We start from the raw sequence: 19,002 nt of genomic DNA, 5'->3' as shown, positions 1-19,002 counted from the left end.
CGGCGCCCCCCGCCCAAGGCGACCCGCACCCACCCGCGGCCCCGCCCCCACAGACGGCCCACGGCGCACCCGCCCCCACCGACCCGCCACCGGAAGGACGCAATGCCCGCCCTAGCCCTCCTCCGAGCCGCCCTCAGGCGCACCCGTCCCGACCCCGACCCATCAACCCCGCCACCCCCGACCCGGCTCACCACCACCCGCACCCCGGACCCCGCCCACCTCGCCGCCTACCAGCGCGTCTGCGGGTTCGGCGCGGCCTTCGACGACGTCCTCCCCCTGACGTACCCCCACGTCCTCGCCTTCCCCCTGACCATGCGGCTCATGACCGCGCGAGACTTCCCGCTCCCCCTGCTCGGCCTCGTGCACACTTCCATCGAGGTCGACCAGTACAGGCCCATCCGCCCCACCGAAGAGCTGCGCCTCACGGTCCGCACCACCGCCCTCGCCCGCCACCGCCGCGGCACCGAAGCCACCCTCCTCACGGAAGCCACGTCCCCCGACGGCGCACTCCTCTGGCAGTCCCGCAGCACCTACCTGGCCCGCCACAAGACGGCACAGAACGCCAGCACCTCAGCGCCGGGCACCGCCCCCGCCCCAGCCCCCGCCCCCGCCCCCGGCGAGAAGACGTGGGAGCTGCACGCCGGCCTCGGCCGCCGCTACGCCGCCGTCAGCGGCGACCGCAACCCCATCCACCTGCACGCCCTCACCGCCCGCCCCTTCGGCTTCCCCCGAGCGATCGCCCACGGCATGTGGACCGCCGCGCGCTGCCTGGCGGAGCAGGGGCAGGGGCAGGGGCAGGGGCAGCAAGGAATACACACCCGCATCGAGTTCAGGGCTCCCGTCCCGCTCCCCACCGCCGTCGCCTACTCCGCCCCCACCCCGCACACCTTCGAACTCCGCAGCCCTGAGGGCAAGCTGCACCTCACAGGGGTGACGGGACCCACCGACGCCCCTCCATGAGGCCCCCGAGGCCCGCCCACGCGAAGTTCATGAGCGTCGCCGCCGCCTCCTTCGCGGAGACGGATCCCTCCACGTTGGCCCACCCGGCCAGCGACTCCGCCGCGCCCACCAGCGCCTGCGCGAGACCGGCGACCTCCCGCTCGGGCAGCGAGGGGTCACCGTGGGCGGACCGGGCCGCCTCCGCGATCAGCGTCGTGACGAAGGAGACGATCTCCTCCCGCATCGCGGCGACCTCCGCCGCGAACGGCTCCCCCTGCGTCCGCGCCTGGCTGTGCAGCACGGCCCACCCGTCGGGCCGCTCCGCGGTATGCGTGAAGAACGCCCGCAGCCCGTCCCACAGTTGACGATCAGCAGGCACGGCGGGCACGCCGGGCACAGCGGGCGCGCCGAGCCCAGCCGGTACGCCAGACACAGCCGGTACGCCGAGCCCAGCCGGTGCGCCAGGCACAGCGCGGTCGTTCTCAACACCCCGCCCCGCCGCCCCCTCCCGCACCGCCGCGACCAACGCCGCCGCCTCCCGCCGGATGCACGCGCTGAAGAGCTCTTCCTTGGAGTTCAGGTACAGGTACACGAGCGGCTTGGAGACGCCTGCGAGTTCCGCGATCTCGTCCATGGACGCGGCCCGGTACCCCCGCTGCCCGAACGTCCGCACCGCCGCGTCCAGCATCTGCTGCTCGCGCACGGCCCGCGGCATCCTCGTCTGCTTCGGCTGCTTAGCCCCTCCAGGCCGCTTCCGCTGCCGCTTCTCGCCCACCCCGGCCCCCGCCTTCCCACGCTGTCCGTTCACACGTCAGCGTACGGTCAACGGGGACCGGGTCACGATTACCGGATCCCAGCCTGATCCGAGCCTGATTAAGCCACTGGTGAGGGTCATACTGAACCCGCCTTTGAAGCCGTCAAGGTCGTGCACAGAAACGAAAGAACCCCACTCCGGAATTGTTCCGGGGTGGGGTTCCCATGACCGACAAGGGTCAAAGGGGCGCAAGGAAACCCAGCGCCGCCGACCGCCTCACGCGGTCGCAGGCACCTTCCGCGACGACCGCGCGTCCTCCGGCGAGTCGGCCGAACCGGCCGAGCCCGCCGCGTCCGCTGAGTCCGCCGAGTCCGCCTCGTCGAGGTCCTCCAGCGACGACGCCGACGCACTCTCGTACGCCTCGCGGTCGAGGATCTTCTCGCGGGCCGCGACGATGACCGGGACCAGCGCCTGGCCGGCGACGTTCGTCGCGGTGCGCATCATGTCGAGGACCGGGTCGATGGCGAGGAGCAGGCCCACGCCCTCCATCGGGAGGCCCAGCGTCGACAGGGTCAGCGTCAGCATGACCGTGGCGCCGGTCAGACCCGCCGTCGCGGCCGATCCGACGACCGACACGAACGCGATGAGCAGGTACTCCTTGATGCCCAGGTTCACGTCGAAGATCTGCGCGACGAAGATCGCGGCGATCGACGGGTAGATCGCGGCGCAGCCGTCCATCTTGGTCGTGGCGCCGAAGGGCACGGCGAAGGAGGTGTACTCCTTCGGGACGCCGAGGCGCTCGGTGACCTTCTGGGTGATCGGCATGGTGCCGACCGAGGAGCGGGAGACGAACGCCAGCTGGATCGCGGGCCAGGCGCCCTTGAAGAACTGGAGCGGGTTGACCTTGGCGACGAACGCGAGGAGCAGCGGGTAGACGCCGAAGAGGACCAGCGCGCAGCCGATGTAGATGTCGGCGGTGAACGTCGCGTACTTGCTGATGAGGTTCCAGCCGTAGTCCGCGATGGCGAAGCCGATGAGGCCGATGGTGCCGATCGGGGAGAGCTTGATGACCCACCACAGGGCCTTCTGGAGGAGGGCGAGCACCGACTCGCTCAGCTCCAGGATCGGCTGCGCCTTGTCGCCGATCTTCAGCACGGCGATACCGGCGACGGCGGCCATGAAGACGATCTGCAGAACGTTCAGCTGAGTGAAGGGCGTGATGACGTCCTTCGGGATGATCCCGGTCAGGAAGTCGATCCACGAGCCCGCGTGGTCGGGCGCCTTGCCGTCCTTCGGCGTGAGGCCGGTGCCGGAGCCGGGGTTGGTGAGCAGGCCGATGGCGAGGCCGATGGCGACCGCGATCAGCGACGTGATCATGAACCAGAGCAGCGTGCGGGTGGCCAGCCGTGCGGCGTTGTTGACCTTCCGCAGGTTGGTGATCGACACCAGGATCGCGAAGAAGACGAGCGGGGCGACCGCGAGCTTCAGCAGGCCGATGAAGGTGTCACCGACCTTGGAGAGGGTCGTGACCAGCCAGGAGATGTCCTGGCTGCGGGCGAGCCAGCCGAGCAGGACGCCCAGCACGAGGCCGCCGAGGATCTGCGCCCAGAAGGGGATCTTGAGGAACTTGGGTATCCGGAAGCCGGACTGGGGCTTCTCGGTCTGGCCGGCCTTGTCGGCGGGCGTCGCGGAATTCGCGGACACGGACACACTCCGGTGAGGAAAGTCAGGGGGAGGGGGACGTACGGGAGCGGCGACCGCGAAGGGTCAGCGAGTGCCGCTGCTGCGGGGTCACTTTCAGATGTGACAGGCCGCGGACATGCAGCGGCAGAGGTCGACATGCAGGCGCGCCACGAGCGGGACGCTCATGGCGTTGCGGTGCGCTGCTGCTGTCTTCATGTCGAACACGTTAACACTCGTGCTTTGAGAACATCAAAGGTCTTGTTTGAGGTAAGGGGTGCGACGGGACGCGGACGGGGTGCGGTCGGCTCCCTGCAACGCACGGAACCCCGGCCCCGGAGCGATGCTCCGGAACCGGGGTCCCCGAAAGTGTGTGACGAAGCTTACGAACGCCGCAGCTTACGAACTCTGCGCCTGCGCGCGCGCCACGTCGTCCGCCTCGTCCTCCTGCGTGCGGTTGGCCTCCAGGTTCGCCTTGGCGCGGTCCACGCGCGCCACGACGGTCTCCGAGGCGCGGTCCCGCTCCTTGCGGAGGACCACGAAGCTGATCGGCGCGGAGATGACCAGCGCGAGCAGCAGCACCCAGAGCAGGTTCGACTCACCGAGGCCGCGCGGCAGGATCTCGGAGTAGACGAGGCCCCAGACGACCAAGAAGCAACCCACGAAGATCCCGAGGCGCATCAGCGTGTAGCGGAGCATGTCAATCCACTCTTCCGTTCCGAAATGGGCCCGAGTAGGACGAGCCTCTCCAGTGAAGCACGGAGAACTCAGCCCCCGACAAGGGGGGGCGGGCCAAAACCCGGGCCCGCCCGGCCCTACCGAAGCTGCCGCAGAAGCATGATGTCGTCGCGGTCGTCGCCCGGCGCGACGCGTATGGCGCCGGGCACCCGCCCGACCTCCTTGTAGCCGCAGGACGCATAGAAGTGCTCGAGGCCCGTTCCGCCGCGACAGGTGAGCCGGATCGCGTCCGTGCCCTCCAGCGTGCGGGCCGCGTCCTCGACGGCGGCCATCAGGTCGCGGCCGTACCCCTTGCCCTGGTGCCGGGGGTGGACCATGACCGTGTAGAGCCATATCCAGTGCCGCATGAGGCGGTGCGTGTTGTGGGTGAGGAACGCGGTCGCGGCGACGGCGCCCTCCTCGTCGTACCCCACGAGGAGCCGTGTGCGGCCCTCGGCCATCGCGGCGAGGTGCCGGACGAACTCGGGCCGTATCTCCTCGGGCGTCGTGGGCGGCACGAAGCCGACGGCCCCGCCGGCGTTGGTGACGTCGGCCCACAGGGCCAGGACGCCGTCGCGCAGCGCGGGGTCGACCGGCGGATCCAGCCGGAAAGTGAGCGACATGGACAGAACCCTCCGACCTCTGAACCCTCCGCCCCTCAGACCCGCATGGCCTGCGGCGTCTCCCGGAGCAGCGGGTCGGGACCCTCGTACTCCCGGATCGCCTCGTACCGCGTGTTCCGCTCGACCGGGCGGAAGCCCGCTTCGCGGATCAGGTCGAGGAGGTCCTCGCGGGTCAGCTTGTTCGGCGTGCCGAAGTTGTCCGCGTCGTGCGTGATCTTGTACTCGACGACGGAGCCGTCCATGTCGTCCGCGCCGTGCTGCAGCGCGAGCTGCGTCGTCTGCAGGCCGTGCATGACCCAGAAGACCTTGACGTGCGGAACGTTGTCGAACAGCAGACGCGACACCGCGAAGGTCTTCAACGCCTCCGCGCCCGACGCCATGGTCGTCCGCGCCTGGAGGCGGTTCCTGACCTTGCCGTCCCGCATGTCGACGAAGTCGTGCTGGTACCGCAGCGGGATGAAGACCTGGAAGCCGCCGGTCTCGTCCTGGAGCTCACGCAGGCGCAGGACGTGGTCGACGCGGTGGCGCCGCTCCTCGATGTGGCCGTACAGCATCGTGCTCGGGGTCTTGAGACCCTTCTCGTGCGCGAGGCGGTGGATGCGCGACCAGTCCTCCCAGTGGGTGCGGTGGTCGACGATGTGCTGCCGGACCTCCCAGTCGAAGATCTCCGCGCCGCCGCCGGTCAGCGACTCCAGGCCCGCCTCGATCAGCTCGTCGAGGATCTCGGAGGCGGGCATCCCCGAGATCGTCTCGAAGTGGTGGATCTCGGTGGCGGTGAAGGCCTTCAGGGAGACGTTCGGGAGGGCCTTCTTCAGCTCGCTCAGCGACCGCGGGTAGTAGCGCCACGGCAGGTTCGGGTGCAGGCCGTTGACGATGTGCAGCTCGGTGAGGTTCTCGCCCTCCATCGCCTTGGCGAGACGGACGGCCTCCTCGATGCGCATCGTGTACGCGTCCTTCTCGCCCGGCTTGCGCTGGAACGAGCAGTACGCGCAGGACGCGGTGCACACGTTCGTCATGTTGAGGTGACGGTTGACGTTGAAGTGCACGACGTCGCCGTTCTTGCGGGTGCGCACCTCGTGGGCGAGCCCGCCGAGCCAGGCCAGGTCGTCCGACTCGTAGAGCGCGATGCCGTCCTCGCGGGACAGCCGCTCCCCGTCCCGGACCTTCTGCTCAAGATCCCGCTTGAGACCTGCGTCCATGCCCTCGCCCTTACCTCTCCCTACGACCTGCCACCAACTCACGCCAACGGTACGCCCCGGGGCTCACTCCTCTTCGGGCAGCTCTCCGACCCGGTTCTCCCACTTGGTGGAGAGCACGATGGTCGTCCGGGTGCGGGAGACGCCCCGCGTGCCGCTGAGCCTGCGGATCGTCTTCTCCAGGCCGTCCACGTCGCTGGCCCTGACCTTGAGCATGTACGAGTCGTCGCCCGCGATGAACCAGCAGTCCTCGATCTCGTGCAGGTCCTTCAGGCGCCGCGCCACGTCCTCGTGGTCGGCGGCGTCGGAGAGCGAGATGCCGATGAGGGCGATGACACCGAGACCGAGCGAGGCGGAGTCGACGGTCGCGCGGTAACCCGTGATGACACCGGCCGCCTCCAGGCGGTTGATCCGGTCCGTGACGCTGGGCCCGGAGAGGCCGACGAGCCGGCCGAGTTCGGCGTACGACGCCCGTCCGTTCTCCCGCAAAGCCTGGATGAGCTGCCTGTCCACGGCGTCCATAGGTGCGATGCCTTTCATTATTCAGCGATACCGCGAGTCTATGTGTAGAATCTAAGGCGTAACAGGGTCTAGACCCTGCGAATCTTTCTCAATCTCAGCCGATCAACGACGATCCTTCAGGAGTGAGTCACCCGTGTACTCGATCGAGATGGCCTACGCCCGCATGCGCGAGCTCCAGGACCTGGCCAACCGCTCGCGTGCCCACAAGACCGCCGCGCCCGAGGCCCGCCGCACGAAGCGCGCCGCCAAGAAGCGCTAACCCCCCTGGGAGCCGGAGCCCAGCTCTCCCTCCCACCGGCGGTACAGGCTGTGCGGCACCCGTGCCGCGTCCAGCACCCGCCCGGCGACGAAGTCCACCAGATCCTGGATGTGCGTCGCCCCCGCGTAGAACGCCGGAGAGGCGGGCAGCACGATCGCGCCCGCCTCGTCCAGGCCCACCAAGTGCTTCAGCGTCTGTCCGTTCAACGGCGTCTCGCGTACGCAGACCACGAGCCGTCGGCCTTCCTTCAGCGTCACGCTCGCCGACCGCTGCAACAGGTCCTTCGACAGACCCAGCGCCACCCCGGCCACGCACGCCGTGGACGCCGGGACGATCAGCATCCCCTTCGTCGCGTACGACCCCGAGGACGGCCCCGCCGCCAGGTCACCGGCCGACCAGTACCGCACGTCGGACACGTCCGGGTCGAACACCCCCGGCTTGCCGTCCGCACCGCGCCCCAGCCACTGCCGCAGATCGTCGCGCCAGTGCGCGTCCCGGAAGGCGATCCCCGTCTCGTCGAGCAGCGTCAGCCGTGACGCCCGGGACACGACGAGGTCCACGCTCTCCCCCGCCGCGAGCAGCGCACGCAGCACAGCGGCGGCGTACGGCGTGCCCGAGGCACCCGACACCCCCACGATCCAAGGCCTACGCTGTGTATCTCCTGCGTTCACGCTATGAAGCCTATCGCCGGGCTCATCAGACGGTGAGGCCGCGTACGAGCAGATCCAGCAGCGCGCACGCGAACAGGGCGATCCCGATGAATCCGTTCACCTGGAAGAAGGCACGGTTCAGCCGGGACAGGTCGTGCGGCCGCACGATCGAGTGCTCGTAGACGAACGCTCCGGCGACGACCGCGAGGCCGAGCCAGAAGAAGACGCCCGCGTCGGTGGACGCCGCGTACCAGACGAAGAGCGCCGTCGTCACCAGGTGACAGGCGCGCGCACCCCAGATGGCGGCCGGGATGCCGAACCGTGCGGGCACCGACTTCACGCCGACCTCGCGGTCCGTCTCCACGTCCTGACAGGCGTAGATCAGGTCGAAGCCGCCGATCCAGATGCCGACCGCGAGCCCGAGGATCACCGCCTGTCCCGACCACTCACCGGTGATCGCGATCCACGCGCCGACCGGGCCCATCGCCTGCGCGATGCCGAGGATCGCCTGCGGGAAGTTCGTGAACCGCTTGCCGTACGGATAGACGACCATCGGGATCACCGCGACGGGCGCGAGCGCCAGACAGAGCGGGTTGAGCAGCGCCGCCGACGCGAGGAACACGGCCAGCGCGATCAGCGCACCCGTCCACGCCGACTTCACCGACACCGCGCCCGTGACGAGCTCGCGGTGGGCGGTGCGCGGATTGCGGGCGTCGATCTCGCGGTCGATGATCCGGTTCGCCGCCATAGCGAACGTCCGCAGCCCCACCATGCACACCGTCACCAGGAGCAGCCGCCCCCAGTGGATGTTCTCGTCCAGCCGGAACATCGCGGTCAGCGCCGCGATGTACGCGAACGGCAGCGCGAACACGGAGTGCTCGATCATCACGAGCCGAAGAAATGCCTTGGTGCGCCCCGGCTGCGGGATCGCGGCTGATGCTGAACTCACGAGAGTCCGTACTCCTTCCAGCGACGGTCGACCTTCGCCGCGATGGACGGGTCGGACTCGACCATCTCCGGCCAGCCGCCGTCCCGTACGTAGCCCTCCTCGGGCAGCTTCTTCGTTGCGTCGATGCCCGCCTTGCCGCCCCAGAACTGCTGGTAGGAGGCGTGGTCGAGGTGGTCGACGGGACCCTCGACGATGGTGAGGTCGCGGGCGTAGTCCGTGTTGCCGAGCGCGCGCCAGGACACCTCGTGCAGATCGTGCACGTCACAGTCCTTGTCCACGACGACGATCAGCTTCGTCAGGGACATCATGTGCGCGCCCCAGATCGCGTGCATGACCTTCTGCGCGTGCTTCGGGTACTTCTTGTCGATCGAGACGATCGCGCAGTTGTGGAAGCCGCCCGACTCCGGCAAGTGGTAGTCCACGATGTCCGGGACGATCACCTTGAGGAGCGGCAGGAAGAAGCGCTCCGTGGCGCGGCCCAGCGGGCCGTCCTCCGTCGGCGGGCGGCCGACCACGATCGACTGGAGCAGCGGACGCTTCCGCATCGTCACGCAGTCGATCTTCAGCGCGGGGAACGGTTCCTGCGGCGTGTAGAAGCCCGTGTGGTCGCCGAAGGGCCCCTCCGGCAGCATCTCGCCCGGCTCCAGCCAGCCCTCGATGACGACCTCGGCGTGCGCGGGCACCTGGAGCGGCACCGTCTTGCAGTCGACCATCTCGACGCGCTTGCCCTGGATGAACCCGGCCAGCATGTACTCGTCCATGTCACCGGGCAGCGGCGCCGTGGAGGCGTACGTCACCGCGGGCGGGCAGCCGAAGGCGATCGCGACCGGCAGCTTCTCGCCCCTGCGCGCGGCCACCTGGTAGTGGTTGCGGCTGTCCTTGTGGATCTGCCAGTGCATGCCGATGGTGCGCTTGTCGTGGCGCTGCAGGCGGTACAGACCGAGATTGCGGACGCCGGTGTCGGGGTCCTTGGTGTGGGTCAGGCCCAGGTTGAAGAAGGAGCCGCCGTCCTCGGGCCACGTGAAGAGCGCGGGCAGCTGCTCCAGGTCCACGTCGTCGCCCGTGAGGACGACCTCCTGCACCGGCGCGCTGTCGGACTTCACCTTCTTCGGCGGTACGTGCGCCATCGCGCCGAGCTTCCCGAACGCCTCGCGCACCCCGACGAAGCCGTGCGGCAGCTCCGGCTTGAGCAGGCCGCCGATCTTCTCGCTGATCTCGTCGTACGACTTCAGGCCGAGCGCCTTCAGGAGGCGCCGGTCCGTGCCGTACACGTTCATCGCCAGGGGCATCGCGGAGCCCTTGACGTTCTCGAAGAGGAGCGCGGGGCCACCGGCCTTCTGCACCCGGTCGGTGATCTCACCGACCTCCAGGTACGGGTCGACCTCGGCCTTGATGCGCTTGAGATCGCCCTCGCGGTCCAGTGCCCGGAGCAGGGAGCGAAGATCGTCGTAAGCCATGCGTTCCAGTATCCGGCACCGGTTACCCTGGCCCCGTCACCGGGGGCACGCACGCCACCCGCCGCAACCGCTTGGGGGATCGCGCCACCATGCTCAGGTATCTGCCGTTCCTGCTGGTCCTGGCGGTGTGGATCTACGCCTTCATCGATGTCCTGAACACTCCGGAGAAAGAGGTCAGGCATCTGCCCAAGGTGGTGTGGGTCATCATCGTGCTCCTCTTCGGAGAGGTGCTTCTCGGCCCCATCGCCTGGTTCGTCACCGGCAAGAAGCGGCACGCGCCCGGTGCGGCCGGAGGCGGCAGGACCCGCTGGGTCGCGCCCGACGACAACCCGGAGTTCCTGAAGTCCCTGAAGGACAAGGAAGAGGACCCGGACGAGAACCGGCGCGACAAGGGCAACGAGGGCTGACGGCCGTGGAACTGCGGCTGCTCGTGACCTTCGAGAAGGTCGCCACCGTCCTCAGCTTCACCCGGGCCGCCACCGAGCTGAAGTACGCGCAGTCCAGCGTCACCAGCCAGATCCGCGCTCTGGAGACCTCACTCGGCACGGAGCTCTTCGACCGGCTCGGCAGCCGCATCCGCCTCACCGAGGCGGGCGAGCGGCTGCTGCCCTACGCCCGGCAGCTCATCGACCTCTCCGACGAGGCACGGGCCGCCGTCGTCGGCGCCGAGGAACCCTCCGGCACCATCGCGGTCGGCACCATGGAGTCCCTGACCTCCTACCGGCTGCCGCCGCTCCTCGAACTCTTCCACCACCGCTACCCGAAGGTGCGGCTCTCGCTGCGCCCCACACTGGGCGACGAGACCCGGCAGGCCCTGCGCCAGGGGACGTACGACGTGGGCTTCCTGATGGAGCCGGAGACCGCGCACCAGGGTCTGGAGACCGAGGTCCTCGCCGAGGAGCCGCTGGTCCTGGTCTGCGCGCCCGCCCACCCGCTCGCGGGGCGCGGCGCGGCCGCCCTCACCACGGGCGACCTGGCGTCGGCGCAGCTCGTCGGCACCGAACCGGGCTGTCCGTACCGTGACCTCTTCGAAGCGGAGCTCCACGAACGCACCGGCACGCCACCCCCCTTCATGGAGTTCGGCACCATCGAGGCGACGAAGCAGGGGGTGGCGGGCGGTCTGGGGGTCGCGCTGCTGCCCTCGGTGGCCGTGGCGCGGGAGCTGGCGGAGGGCACGCTCGTACGACTGCCGTGGGAGCCGCCCTTCACACTGTGGACGCAGCTCGCGTGGCGGTCGGGGAAGCGTCTGGCTCCGCAGGTGCGGCTGTTCGTCGAGCAGGCCGTGCGGCTCGTGCGGGAGCAGGGCTCGCCGTCCGGGCCAGCGTGACCTTGAGGCTCGCGGCGACGATGAGCGGGACGCCGAGCGCCTGGACGAGCCCGATGTGGTGGCCGTAGACCGCCCAGTCGGCGACCATCGCGACCGCCGGGTAGGTGAAGGCGAGCACGGCGATCTTGGCGGTGGGCAGCTTCGCGTACGCCGCGTACATCAGGACGTACATGAGGCCGGTGTGGATCACGCCGAGCCCGGCGAGCCAGGCCCACCCGGCGCCGGTGCCGCCCATCGCGCCGAAGTCGGTGAACGGCAGCAGCAGCGGGATGCCGATGACGACCTGGACCAGGGCGATCAGATGCGGCCGTACGCCGGTGACGCGCTTGGTGACGAGGGTGGACAGGGCGTAGAGGACGGCGGCGAGGAGCGCGAGCCCGATGCCCGCGAGCGAGCCCGCGTCCCCGAACCGCACCCCCGAGACCAGGATGAGCCCCGCGAACGCGACGACCAGCCAGCCCAGTTGGGAGCGCGACAGCCGCTCGCGCAGGACGAGGGCGCTGAGCAGCACCAGGAAGAACGGCTGTGTGTGGTAGACGACGGTGGCCAGCGAGATCGAGCTGGCCTCGTACGCCTTGAAGAGGAACACCCAGTTGAAGACGATGAACACCCCGCCGAGCGCGGCGAGTCCGAACTTCTTGAGGGTGAGGCCGTGGTCGCGGAAGTAGCCGCGGGCGAACGCGTACGCGCCGAGGGCGAGGGCGCCGAACAGGACGCGGAAGAAGACGACGTTGAAGGCGGACGCACCGGACTCGACGACGAAGATGCCGAGGGTGCCGGACAGCATCATGGCGGCGGTGAGCTGGGCCGTGCCCGTGCGCTCGGAAAGCTTGTCTGAGGTCATGTCCATGAAGCTACGAGCGGGCGTATGTGCTGGTCCACGCGCCAGTGAGGCGTCCTTCCGATGGCTCCATCGGCGGCGTCGATGAGGCCTGACAGGGGCCCCGGACGGGCACGATGGGAGACATGACCAGCGCACCGGCGCACAGCGCGTCCCGCATCCCGACCGTCGATCTGCGGCCCTGGCTCTCCGGCGATCCCGAGGCCCGCGCGCGGACGGCACGGACCGTCGACGAGGCGCTGCGCAGCGCCGGGTTCCTCCTGGTGACCGGGCACGGCGTCGACCCGGCGCTGCGCGCGGCGATCCGGTCGTCGGCGCGCGGCTTCTTCCGTCTCCCCGAGCGGGCCAAGCGGCCGTACGCGGTGAAGGTCGGCGACCGCGGCTGGCTGGGCCCCGGCGCCGAGGCGAACAGCTACGCGGAGGGCACGGCCGCTCCCCCTGACCTCAAGGAGTCGCTGTCCTTCGCCGCCGACGAGCCGACGGGTGACGCGGCGGTCGACGCGGAGTGGTTCGCGGCGAACACGTGGCCGGAGGAGACGCCGGAGCTGCGGGCCCTGGTGACCACGTACCTGCGCGAGATGCGGTCGCTCTCGGACCGCCTCCTCGAACTCCTCGGCGTGGCCCTCGGCGAGCCCGAGGACTTCTTCACGCGCCACACCGGGCACCCCACGTGGGGCTTCAACATCAACTGGTATCCGGGCCGCGAGACCGTGGGCGAGCCGGAGCCGGGCCAGTTCCGCATCGGCCCGCACACGGACTTCGGCACGGTCACGGTCCTCGACCGGCAGGCGGGCCGGGGCGGCCTCCAGGTCTTCACGGACGACGACGGCTGGCAGGACGCGCCGTTCGACCCGGAGGCGTTCACGGTCAACATCGGGGATCTGATGGCACGTTGGTCCGGCGGCCGCTGGCAGTCGGGCCGCCACCGCGTGCTGCCGCCGCCCGCCGACCTGCCCGCCGAGGAGCTGATGTCACTCGTGTACTTCTACGAGTGCGACCCGGGCACGGACGTACGGGGCGTCGACTCGCACGTGTACCTGCGGGGGCAGTTGGACGCGATCACCGTGGAGTAGCCGTCGCGCACTCCTGACATGGGTGCACTCATGGGCGCTCGCCCAGCTTGTCGACGACGGTGCGCTCCAGGATGGCGCTGCGGCCGACCACGGTCCCCTTCTTGAACCCGGTGGGCAGATCCTCGACGGCGACCTCCCGCTCGCCGAGGAACTGCTTGGTCTTCTTGTCGAAGATCAGCTCCTGCCGGATGCCGTCGTCCTCACGGGCGATGGCGACGCCGTGCCGCCCCTCGGCGTCCACCGCGTCCTCGACCAGCTCGACGCCGGGAATCTTCGAGGCGGCCAGGTACAGGGCCGCGGCCTGCTCGGGCGGCATCAACGACTCGTACGAGAGGTCGCCGACCAGCACGAACGTGTTCTGGTCCTCGCTCTCGCCGCCGTCGCTGACCTTGTGCAGCCAGTCGAGCATGTTGACCGGGTCGGTCGGCAGCTTCTGCAGGCTGCGGTAGTGATCGTCCCCCTCGACCAGAGGGGGGTCGGCTTCCATGCGCTCGTACTGGAAGCCGCCGTCCGGCTCGTGGAGCATCTCGTCGTGCAGGCCGTCGACGGACTGCCAGACCTCCCGGGGGCGGACGGGTTCGATCTCCGACTTCTCGCCGTCCTTCGACACCGTGGTCGCCATGTAGCCGGCCTTGCTCTTGATGTAGACGTACTGGTCGTCCCGGACCCCCTTCTGCGCAGGCTGCGCCTTCGCCGCCGCCGCGATCTCCTCCAGCATCCGCACCGTCTCCTTCGACGGCGGGCCCGCCTGCGCCGCACGGTCGCCGAACGGCGAGGCGACCAGGACGCCCGCCACGACCGTCGCGGCGACCGCTCCCGCGAGGAGCGCGGGGCGGAACCACGACTTGGCCCGCTTCTCGTTCCGCTTCTGGTCTTTCTGTTCCTGCCGGATCTCGGTCAACAGGTGCTCCTTGAGCAGGTGATGACGGCCCGGCGGAAGGTCGCGCTCGGGAAGCTCGTTCATCGGTTTCCCTCCTTGATGGGCCTGACCGCCGTGGTGCGGTCACCTCTTACCTGTCCGCGCCTCTTGGGAGGTTCCAAGGCTTTTGCGAGTTTCGCCCGGGCCCGGGAGAGACGGGAGCGCACCGTGCCGACGGGGATGCCGAGCGCGGCCGCCGCCGACACGTAGTCGAGCCCCGACCAGACGCACAGCGCGAGCACCTCGCGCTCGGCGCGGCGCAGCTCCGCCAGAGCCGTGCGGACGAGGGCGAGCTGCTCCTCGTCGTCGATGCGCCCGGCGAGCTCGTCGGCGAAGTCGGCGACCACCTCGTCGCGCGGAAGGCGTGCCACGGCGGCCGCGTGCCGACGGGCGGCCCTGCGGGTGTTGCGGGTGACGTTCGTGGCGACGCCGAGCAGCCAGGGCCGCAGCGACCCGCCGTCCGCGTCGATCCGGCCGCGCAGCCGCCACGCGTCGAGGAAGGTCAGGGACACGATGTCCTCGGCGGACGACCAGTCGCCCGTCAGGCGGTAGGCGTGGTTGTAGACGGAGCGTGCGTACGCGTCGAAGAGCTCGCCGAAGGCGACGGCGTCCCCGTCCCTGATGCGGACGCGCAGCGCTCTGTGACGTGCCTGAAGTTCCCCCTGATTCGTCTCCACGCCCCCTTACCTGTCCGAACGGAAGAAGCCGGTTCCCGTGACCTGGGTCACGGGAACCGGCTTCTTGTGAAGGTGCGTCGCTCAGACCCCGGCGTACGAGTGCTTGCCGGTGACGAAGATGTTCACGCCGTAGTAGTTGAACAGCCAGCAGCCGAAGGCGATGAGGGCCAGGTAGGCGGCCTTGCGGCCCTTCCAGCCCGCCGTGGCGCGGGCGTGCAGGTAACCGGCGTAGGCGACCCACGTGATGAAGGACCAGACCTCCTTGGGGTCCCAGCCCCAGTAGCGGCCCCACGCGTCGCCCGCCCAGATCGCGCCCGCGATGATCGTGAACGTCCACAGCGGGAAGATCGCGGCGTTCAGGCGGTACGAGAACTTGTCGAGCGAGGCCGCCGAGGGGAGCCGCTCCAGGACGGAGGTGGCGAACTTGCCGGGCTGCCCGCCGCTCGCGAGCTTCGTCTCATAGCTGTCGCGGAAGAGGTAGAGGAACGTGCCGACGCCGCCGACGTAGAAGACGGCACCGCAGAAGATCGCGGTGGAGACGTGGATCCACAGCCAGTACGAGTGCAGCGCGGGCACCAGCTGGTCGCTGTCGGTGTACAGGACGGTGACGGCGAGACCGAGGTCGAGCAGGACCGTCGTGACCAGCGGGAGGCCGAGCCAGGCGATGTTCTTCTTCAGCGCGAGCAGCACCAGGTACACGGCGACGGCCACGGTGGAGAAGGTGATGCTGAACTCGTACATGTTGCCCCACGGCGCGCGCTCCACCGACAGGGCGCGGGTGAGCACGCCGCCGAACTCGAGCAGGAACGCGAGGACCGTGAGGGAGACGGCGATGCGGCCGTAGAGGTCGCCCTTCTCGTCGCCGCCGGAGGCGCCGGGCCCGTCGGGCACGTCACGGGTGCCGGCCACGGAACGGGTGACGACCTTGGGGCGTTCCAGGGTGGCGGTGCCGCCCTGGGCCTGGGTGGTGACGGCGGGCGCGGCCGCGGCAACCGTCTTGCTGCCCGGCGTGAGCGCCGCCGCCGTGCGGGCGACCTTGCTGCGGCTGCCGAAGAGCCACTCCGCCATGTGCGCGAAGAACGCCAGGAGGTAGACGGCCATCGCGGAGTAGATCAACACGTTGCTGATGTGCGCGAGGTTCTCGTTGGGCTCGGCGGCCAGGGTGGTGGCGAGATTCACTTCTCAGCCCCTTCGGCAGGTACGACATCGGGGTCGGTTGCGGCGTCGGAGCCGGAGGTGGCTTCCGCGTCCGGGTCCTGTTCGGGCGCGGTGGGCGCCTGATCGTGCAGGTGGGCGGCGAGCTGGGCAAGCTCTTCGGGGACCTTGGCGGACTCGCTGCGGCCGAGGCCCGCCATCTCGACGACGGTGACGCCGTCGGCGCCCTTGACCGCCCGCACCCAGACGCGGCGGCGCTGGATGAACAGGGACCCCGCGAGACCGGCGACGGCGGCGATGGCGCCGCCCAGCGCCCACCCGGTGCCGGGCTGCTGGGAGATCTGGAAGGTCGCCCACTCCTTGAGGTCCTTCTCGAAGGTGATCGAGCCGGCGCCGTCGGGGAGCTTCATGGTCTCGCCGGGGCGCAGCCGCTGCTTGAGCAGCTCGCCCTTGGCGTCCTTGAACTTCGTCATCTTGCGGGTGTCCAGCTGGTACACGTTCTGCGGGACACCGGCGTCCACGCCGAGGCTGCCGTGGTAGGCGGACAGGGCGAGGACCGGGTAGTTCGCGGCGGGGAACTGCGAGAACATCTGGCCCTTGCCGGCGCCCGCGAAGGTCGGCACGAAGAAGGCGTTGAAGCCGAGCTGGTCGGACTTGCCGTTCTTGTCGCGGTAGCCGTCCATGACCTTGATGGCGCCGGTCGAGGTGCCGTTCTGGTCGATGGGAAGGACCGGTACGGACGCCCGGTAGACGACCTTGCCCTTGCCGTCCCGGACGGTGACGGCGGGGGCGAAGCCGTGGCCGATCAGGTAGACCTTCGAGCCGTCGACCTCCAGCGGCTCGTTGACCTCGATGGACTTCTTCTTCTCGGGGCCGTCGGCGCCTTCGCTGTAGGTGACGTCCGCGCGGTAGGTGCGGGCCGTGCCGCGGTTGGGCCCCGACTCCTGGTACGTCCCCACGAACTTGTCGAGCGTGAAGCTGAAGGGCGCCAGGTCGTCGGAGTCGTAGAGGCTGCCGGACTTGAAGTCGTCGTACTGGCTGAGGGTGTTGGCGAAGCCGTCGCCCTCCATGACCAGCTTGCCGCCCTCGGACTTGAAGAGCTGTCCGGCGGCGAACGCGACGAGCATCACGATCAGCGCGATGTGGAAGAGCAGGTTGCCGGCCTCGCGCAGGTAGCCCTTCTCGGCGGCGACGGAGCTGCCCGCGCCGGAGCCCGCGGTGTGCGCGCGGAAGCGGCGCTGCTTGAGCATCGCGAGCGCGGCGTCGTGCACCTGCTCGGGCTCGGCGTCGGTGCGCCACGTCGTGTAGGCGGGCAGCCGGGTCAGCTTCTTGGGGGCGCCCGGCGGGCGGCCGCGGAGCTGGCCGACGAACTGCCAGGTGCGGGGCACGATGCAGCCGATGAGGGAGACGAACAGCAGGATGTAGATCGCGGAGAACCACACCGAGCTGTAGACATCGAAGAGCTGCAGCTTGTCGTAGAGCGGGCCCAGCGTCGTGTGCCGGTCCATGAAGTCCTGGACCTTGAGCTCGTCGACGTTGTTCTGCGGGATCAGGGAGCCCGGGATCGCGCCGAGGGAGAGCAGCAGGAGCAGGATCAGCGCGACGCGCATCGAGGTGAGCTGCCGCCAGAACCAGCGGATCCAGCCGATGGGGCCGAGGCGCGGCAGGTTGGGGGCGTCGTCCCGGTCCCGTGGAGCGGTCGACAGTCTGGCGCCCGCGGCACCGAGGTCGCCGTCCTCGCGGGACCCGTCCGTGCCCTCGCGGGCTTCGGACGTTCCTTCAGGAGCTTCTGTCTTACTCATGAATCAGATCCCCGGGGTGTAGCTGCTGGTCCAGACCTGCATTTCCTGCACCATGCTGTCCCACACACCGGTGACGAGGAGGAGGCCGGTCGCGATCATCATGATGCCGCCGATGCGCATCACCCAGACGTAGTGCCGCTTCACCCAGCCGAACGCGCCGAGCGTCTTGCGGAAGGCGACCGCGGCGAGGATGAACGGGATGCCGAGCCCCAGAGAGTACGCGACACCGAGGATGGCACCGCGTTGCGGGTTGGCGTCCTCGGCGGAGAGGGCGACGACCGAGGCGAGGGTCGGGCCGATGCACGGCGTCCAGCCGACGGCGAAGAGGGCACCCACTATCGGTGCGCCGGCCAGCCCGACGGCGGGCCGCTTGTGGAAGCGGAACTCGCGCTGTGTGAGCCACGGCATGAGCCCCATGAAGAAGAGGCCGAGCACGATCATCACCACGCCGAGCGTCGTGTTGACGGCGCTCTGATGCTCCTTGAGCGTGCGCCCGAGCGCCCCGAAGAAGACGGTGGCCGACACGAAGACGACGGTGAATCCCGCGACGAACAGTCCGGCGCCCGCGGCCATCCGGCCGCGCTTCGCCTCGCCGAGGTCCTGGCCGCTGACGCCGGTGACGTACGACAGGTAGCCGGGGACGAGCGGCAGGACGCAGGGCGAGAAGAAGGAGACGAGTCCGCCGAGCAGGGCGACCGGGATCGCGAGGAGCAGGGCTCCGCTCATCACGGTCTGGTTCGGTCCGGTGAAGGCCGCGAGCGTCGACATCACTTCTCCGCGAGCACGGGGTCGATCATCTTCCGCAGCTTCTCTTCGTCCAGTGGCTGCTGCGAGCGGGCCGCGATCTTCCCGTCCCGGTCGACGACGAGCGTGGAGGGGATGAAGTTCGGGTTGAGCGAGCCCTTGGGGAAGCGCAGCATCAGCTTGCCGCTCGGGTCGTGCAGGCTCGGGTAGGGAACCTTGTGTTCCTTCTCGAACTGGATCGCCGGGCCCCGCTCGGGGTCACGCGTGTTGATCCCGACGAACTCGACGCCCTTGTCCTTCGTCTCCGCGGCGACCTTCACGAAGTTCGGCGCCTCGGCCCGGCACGGGGCGCACCAGGAGCCCCAGACGTTGATGACGACGACCTTGCCCTTGTAGTCCTCGGCGATGTTCAGCTTCTTGCCGTCGAGGGTCTCGCCGTCGAGCGACGGGTTCGCCTTGCGGTCCGCCTTCTTGACGGTGGCGATGCCGTCGGACCCGGCGACGAAGTTGGTGTTGCCGGAACCCCCCGACGTGCCGCCGGAGCCGCAAGCGGACAGTGTCAGCGCGGCGACGACGGCACCTGCGGCGAGCAGGGCGGCGCGGCTGCGGCGGTGATTGCTGCTATCGGTGCGGTGTGGGGCGCGGCAGGCGACACTCATGTGAAAAGTTTCGCATGTCCATTTCGTGGATCTTCCGCACCCCCTCCACCGAACGAAGT

General features: G+C 69.5%; 20 protein-coding genes and 1 pseudogene. 5 read left to right on the top strand and 16 right to left on the bottom strand.

All coding sequences use genetic code 11. From position 1 onward, the window contains the following. The first annotated feature begins 102 nt into the window (after window positions 1-102). Complete coding sequence (locus NOO62_RS23165; RefSeq protein ID WP_268772810.1) at window positions 103-960, top strand: MaoC/PaaZ C-terminal domain-containing protein; 858 nt, start codon at window positions 103-105, stop codon at window positions 958-960. Here the strand turns inward: NOO62_RS23165 and NOO62_RS23160 are convergent. The 6 genes from NOO62_RS23160 to NOO62_RS23135 form a co-directional block, all read right to left on the bottom strand. Continuing rightward, complete coding sequence (locus tag NOO62_RS23160) at window positions 923-1,654, bottom strand: TetR/AcrR family transcriptional regulator (RefSeq protein WP_268772809.1); 732 nt, start codon at window positions 1,652-1,654, stop codon at window positions 923-925. The genes NOO62_RS23165 and NOO62_RS23160 overlap by 38 nt on opposite strands. Before the next feature lie 315 nt (window positions 1,655-1,969). Then, the gene (locus NOO62_RS23155; RefSeq protein ID WP_268772808.1) at window positions 1,970-3,397 is read right to left on the bottom strand and encodes a dicarboxylate/amino acid:cation symporter; all 1,428 of its coding nucleotides are present in this window, start codon (window positions 3,395-3,397) and stop codon (window positions 1,970-1,972) included. 375 nt (window positions 3,398-3,772) lie between these two features. Further along, entirely contained in the window at window positions 3,773-4,072 is a 300-nt protein-coding gene (locus NOO62_RS23150; RefSeq protein WP_268772807.1) for a DUF4229 domain-containing protein, read from the bottom strand. 116 nt (window positions 4,073-4,188) lie between these two features. Beyond that, window positions 4,189-4,713, bottom strand: a complete 525-nt coding sequence (locus NOO62_RS23145) for a GNAT family N-acetyltransferase (protein ID WP_268772806.1) — start codon at window positions 4,711-4,713, stop codon at window positions 4,189-4,191. A 35-nt stretch (window positions 4,714-4,748) separates the two neighbouring features. Next, on the bottom strand, window positions 4,749-5,912 hold the full coding sequence (mqnE, locus tag NOO62_RS23140; RefSeq protein WP_268772805.1) for an aminofutalosine synthase MqnE: 1,164 nt from the start codon (window positions 5,910-5,912) through the stop codon (window positions 4,749-4,751). Between the two features lie 63 nt (window positions 5,913-5,975). After that, window positions 5,976-6,431, bottom strand: coding sequence for an Lrp/AsnC family transcriptional regulator (locus NOO62_RS23135; protein ID WP_030791839.1), 456 nt, complete (start codon window positions 6,429-6,431; stop codon window positions 5,976-5,978). Between the two features lie 133 nt (window positions 6,432-6,564). On the opposite strand from NOO62_RS23135, the gene NOO62_RS23130 reads away from it, so the two are divergent. Beyond that, the gene (locus tag NOO62_RS23130) at window positions 6,565-6,690 is read left to right on the top strand and encodes a hypothetical protein (RefSeq protein WP_268775983.1); all 126 of its coding nucleotides are present in this window, start codon (window positions 6,565-6,567) and stop codon (window positions 6,688-6,690) included. On the opposite strand, the gene NOO62_RS23125 is transcribed toward NOO62_RS23130, so the two are convergent. The 3 genes from NOO62_RS23125 to NOO62_RS23115 are packed head-to-tail and all read right to left on the bottom strand — an operon-like array spanning window position 6,687 to window position 9,746. Further along, a complete protein-coding gene (locus NOO62_RS23125) occupies window positions 6,687-7,361 on the bottom strand; it encodes a UbiX family flavin prenyltransferase (protein WP_268772804.1) in 675 nt (224 codons plus the stop codon). The two genes, NOO62_RS23130 and NOO62_RS23125, sit on opposite strands and share 4 nt — an antisense overlap. Window positions 7,362-7,386: 25 nt before the next feature. Continuing rightward, window positions 7,387-8,289, bottom strand: a complete 903-nt coding sequence (gene mqnP, locus NOO62_RS23120) for a menaquinone biosynthesis prenyltransferase MqnP (protein ID WP_268772803.1) — start codon at window positions 8,287-8,289, stop codon at window positions 7,387-7,389. Then, window positions 8,286-9,746: a menaquinone biosynthesis decarboxylase gene (locus NOO62_RS23115; RefSeq protein WP_268772802.1), complete on the bottom strand. Its 1,461-nt coding sequence runs from the start codon at window positions 9,744-9,746 to the stop codon at window positions 8,286-8,288. The genes mqnP and NOO62_RS23115 overlap by 4 nt, the downstream gene beginning before the upstream one ends. Window positions 9,747-9,835: 89 nt before the next feature. Between NOO62_RS23115 and NOO62_RS23110 the strand changes: the two genes are divergently transcribed. Then, a complete protein-coding gene (locus NOO62_RS23110) occupies window positions 9,836-10,153 on the top strand; it encodes a PLD nuclease N-terminal domain-containing protein (protein ID WP_268772801.1) in 318 nt (105 codons plus the stop codon). Window positions 10,154-10,158: 5 nt separating this feature from the next. Continuing rightward, window positions 10,159-11,052: pseudogene (locus NOO62_RS23105) on the top strand (LysR family transcriptional regulator); the annotation flags it as partial. Here NOO62_RS23105 and NOO62_RS23100 read toward each other — a convergent pair. Then, complete coding sequence (locus tag NOO62_RS23100; protein ID WP_268772800.1) at window positions 10,952-11,917, bottom strand: DMT family transporter; 966 nt, start codon at window positions 11,915-11,917, stop codon at window positions 10,952-10,954. The pseudogene NOO62_RS23105 and the gene NOO62_RS23100 sit on opposite strands and share 101 nt — an antisense overlap. A gap of 122 nt (window positions 11,918-12,039) precedes the next feature. Here NOO62_RS23100 and NOO62_RS23095 point away from each other — a divergent pair, with 122 nt between their 5' ends. Continuing rightward, entirely contained in the window at window positions 12,040-12,987 is a 948-nt protein-coding gene (locus tag NOO62_RS23095) for an isopenicillin N synthase family dioxygenase (RefSeq protein WP_268772799.1), read from the top strand. A 28-nt stretch (window positions 12,988-13,015) separates the two neighbouring features. Here NOO62_RS23095 and NOO62_RS23090 read toward each other — a convergent pair whose 3' ends face one another. The 6 genes from NOO62_RS23090 to NOO62_RS23065 all read right to left on the bottom strand — a co-directional run bounded on the left by NOO62_RS23090 (window position 13,016) and on the right by NOO62_RS23065 (window position 18,943). Further along, window positions 13,016-13,951: a CU044_5270 family protein gene (locus NOO62_RS23090; protein WP_268772798.1), complete on the bottom strand. Its 936-nt coding sequence runs from the start codon at window positions 13,949-13,951 to the stop codon at window positions 13,016-13,018. After that, complete coding sequence (locus NOO62_RS23085) at window positions 13,948-14,583, bottom strand: RNA polymerase sigma factor (protein ID WP_268772797.1); 636 nt, start codon at window positions 14,581-14,583, stop codon at window positions 13,948-13,950. Before NOO62_RS23085 ends, NOO62_RS23090 begins: the two co-directional genes overlap by 4 nt. Window positions 14,584-14,664: 81 nt before the next feature. After that, window positions 14,665-15,762: a c-type cytochrome biogenesis protein CcsB gene (ccsB, locus tag NOO62_RS23080; RefSeq protein ID WP_268772796.1), complete on the bottom strand. Its 1,098-nt coding sequence runs from the start codon at window positions 15,760-15,762 to the stop codon at window positions 14,665-14,667. Beyond that, window positions 15,759-17,540: a cytochrome c biogenesis protein ResB gene (locus NOO62_RS23075; protein WP_268772795.1), complete on the bottom strand. Its 1,782-nt coding sequence runs from the start codon at window positions 17,538-17,540 to the stop codon at window positions 15,759-15,761. The genes ccsB and NOO62_RS23075 overlap by 4 nt, the downstream gene beginning before the upstream one ends. A 3-nt stretch (window positions 17,541-17,543) precedes the next feature. Beyond that, on the bottom strand, window positions 17,544-18,308 hold the full coding sequence (locus NOO62_RS23070; protein ID WP_268772794.1) for a cytochrome c biogenesis CcdA family protein: 765 nt from the start codon (window positions 18,306-18,308) through the stop codon (window positions 17,544-17,546). Beyond that, window positions 18,308-18,943, bottom strand: a complete 636-nt coding sequence (locus NOO62_RS23065; RefSeq protein ID WP_268772793.1) for a TlpA family protein disulfide reductase — start codon at window positions 18,941-18,943, stop codon at window positions 18,308-18,310. The genes NOO62_RS23070 and NOO62_RS23065 overlap by 1 nt, the downstream gene beginning before the upstream one ends. Window positions 18,944-19,002: the final 59 nt, after the last annotated feature.

Source organism: Streptomyces sp. Je 1-369 (genome assembly GCF_026810505.1).
GTDB lineage: Bacteria > Actinomycetota > Actinomycetes > Streptomycetales > Streptomycetaceae > Streptomyces.
The sequence above is the reverse complement of the archived record's forward strand: the minus strand, read 5'-3'. Positions and strand labels throughout refer to the sequence as shown.

Excerpts from the sequence above, each read along its gene's own strand:
- mqnE (WP_268772805.1), bottom strand. The coding sequence starts at position 5,912 with ATGGACGCAGGTCTCAAGCGGGATCTTGAGCAGAAGGTCCGGGACGGG.
- NOO62_RS23150 (WP_268772807.1), bottom strand. The coding sequence starts at position 4,072 with ATGCTCCGCTACACGCTGATGCGCCTCGGGATCTTCGTGGGTTGCTTC.
- NOO62_RS23065 (WP_268772793.1), bottom strand. The coding sequence starts at position 18,943 with ATGAGTGTCGCCTGCCGCGCCCCACACCGCACCGATAGCAGCAATCAC.
- NOO62_RS23145 (WP_268772806.1), bottom strand. The coding sequence starts at position 4,713 with ATGTCGCTCACTTTCCGGCTGGATCCGCCGGTCGACCCCGCGCTGCGC.
- NOO62_RS23100 (WP_268772800.1), bottom strand. The coding sequence starts at position 11,917 with ATGACCTCAGACAAGCTTTCCGAGCGCACGGGCACGGCCCAGCTCACC.
- NOO62_RS23095 (WP_268772799.1), top strand. The coding sequence starts at position 12,040 with ATGACCAGCGCACCGGCGCACAGCGCGTCCCGCATCCCGACCGTCGAT.
- NOO62_RS23115 (WP_268772802.1), bottom strand. The coding sequence starts at position 9,746 with ATGGCTTACGACGATCTTCGCTCCCTGCTCCGGGCACTGGACCGCGAG.
- NOO62_RS23090 (WP_268772798.1), bottom strand. The coding sequence starts at position 13,951 with ATGAACGAGCTTCCCGAGCGCGACCTTCCGCCGGGCCGTCATCACCTG.
- NOO62_RS23135 (WP_030791839.1), bottom strand. The coding sequence starts at position 6,431 with ATGGACGCCGTGGACAGGCAGCTCATCCAGGCTTTGCGGGAGAACGGA.
- NOO62_RS23165 (WP_268772810.1), top strand. The coding sequence starts at position 103 with ATGCCCGCCCTAGCCCTCCTCCGAGCCGCCCTCAGGCGCACCCGTCCC.
- NOO62_RS23075 (WP_268772795.1), bottom strand. The coding sequence starts at position 17,540 with ATGAGTAAGACAGAAGCTCCTGAAGGAACGTCCGAAGCCCGCGAGGGC.
- NOO62_RS23160 (WP_268772809.1), bottom strand. The coding sequence starts at position 1,654 with ATGCCGCGGGCCGTGCGCGAGCAGCAGATGCTGGACGCGGCGGTGCGG.
- NOO62_RS23070 (WP_268772794.1), bottom strand. The coding sequence starts at position 18,308 with ATGTCGACGCTCGCGGCCTTCACCGGACCGAACCAGACCGTGATGAGC.
- NOO62_RS23110 (WP_268772801.1), top strand. The coding sequence starts at position 9,836 with ATGCTCAGGTATCTGCCGTTCCTGCTGGTCCTGGCGGTGTGGATCTAC.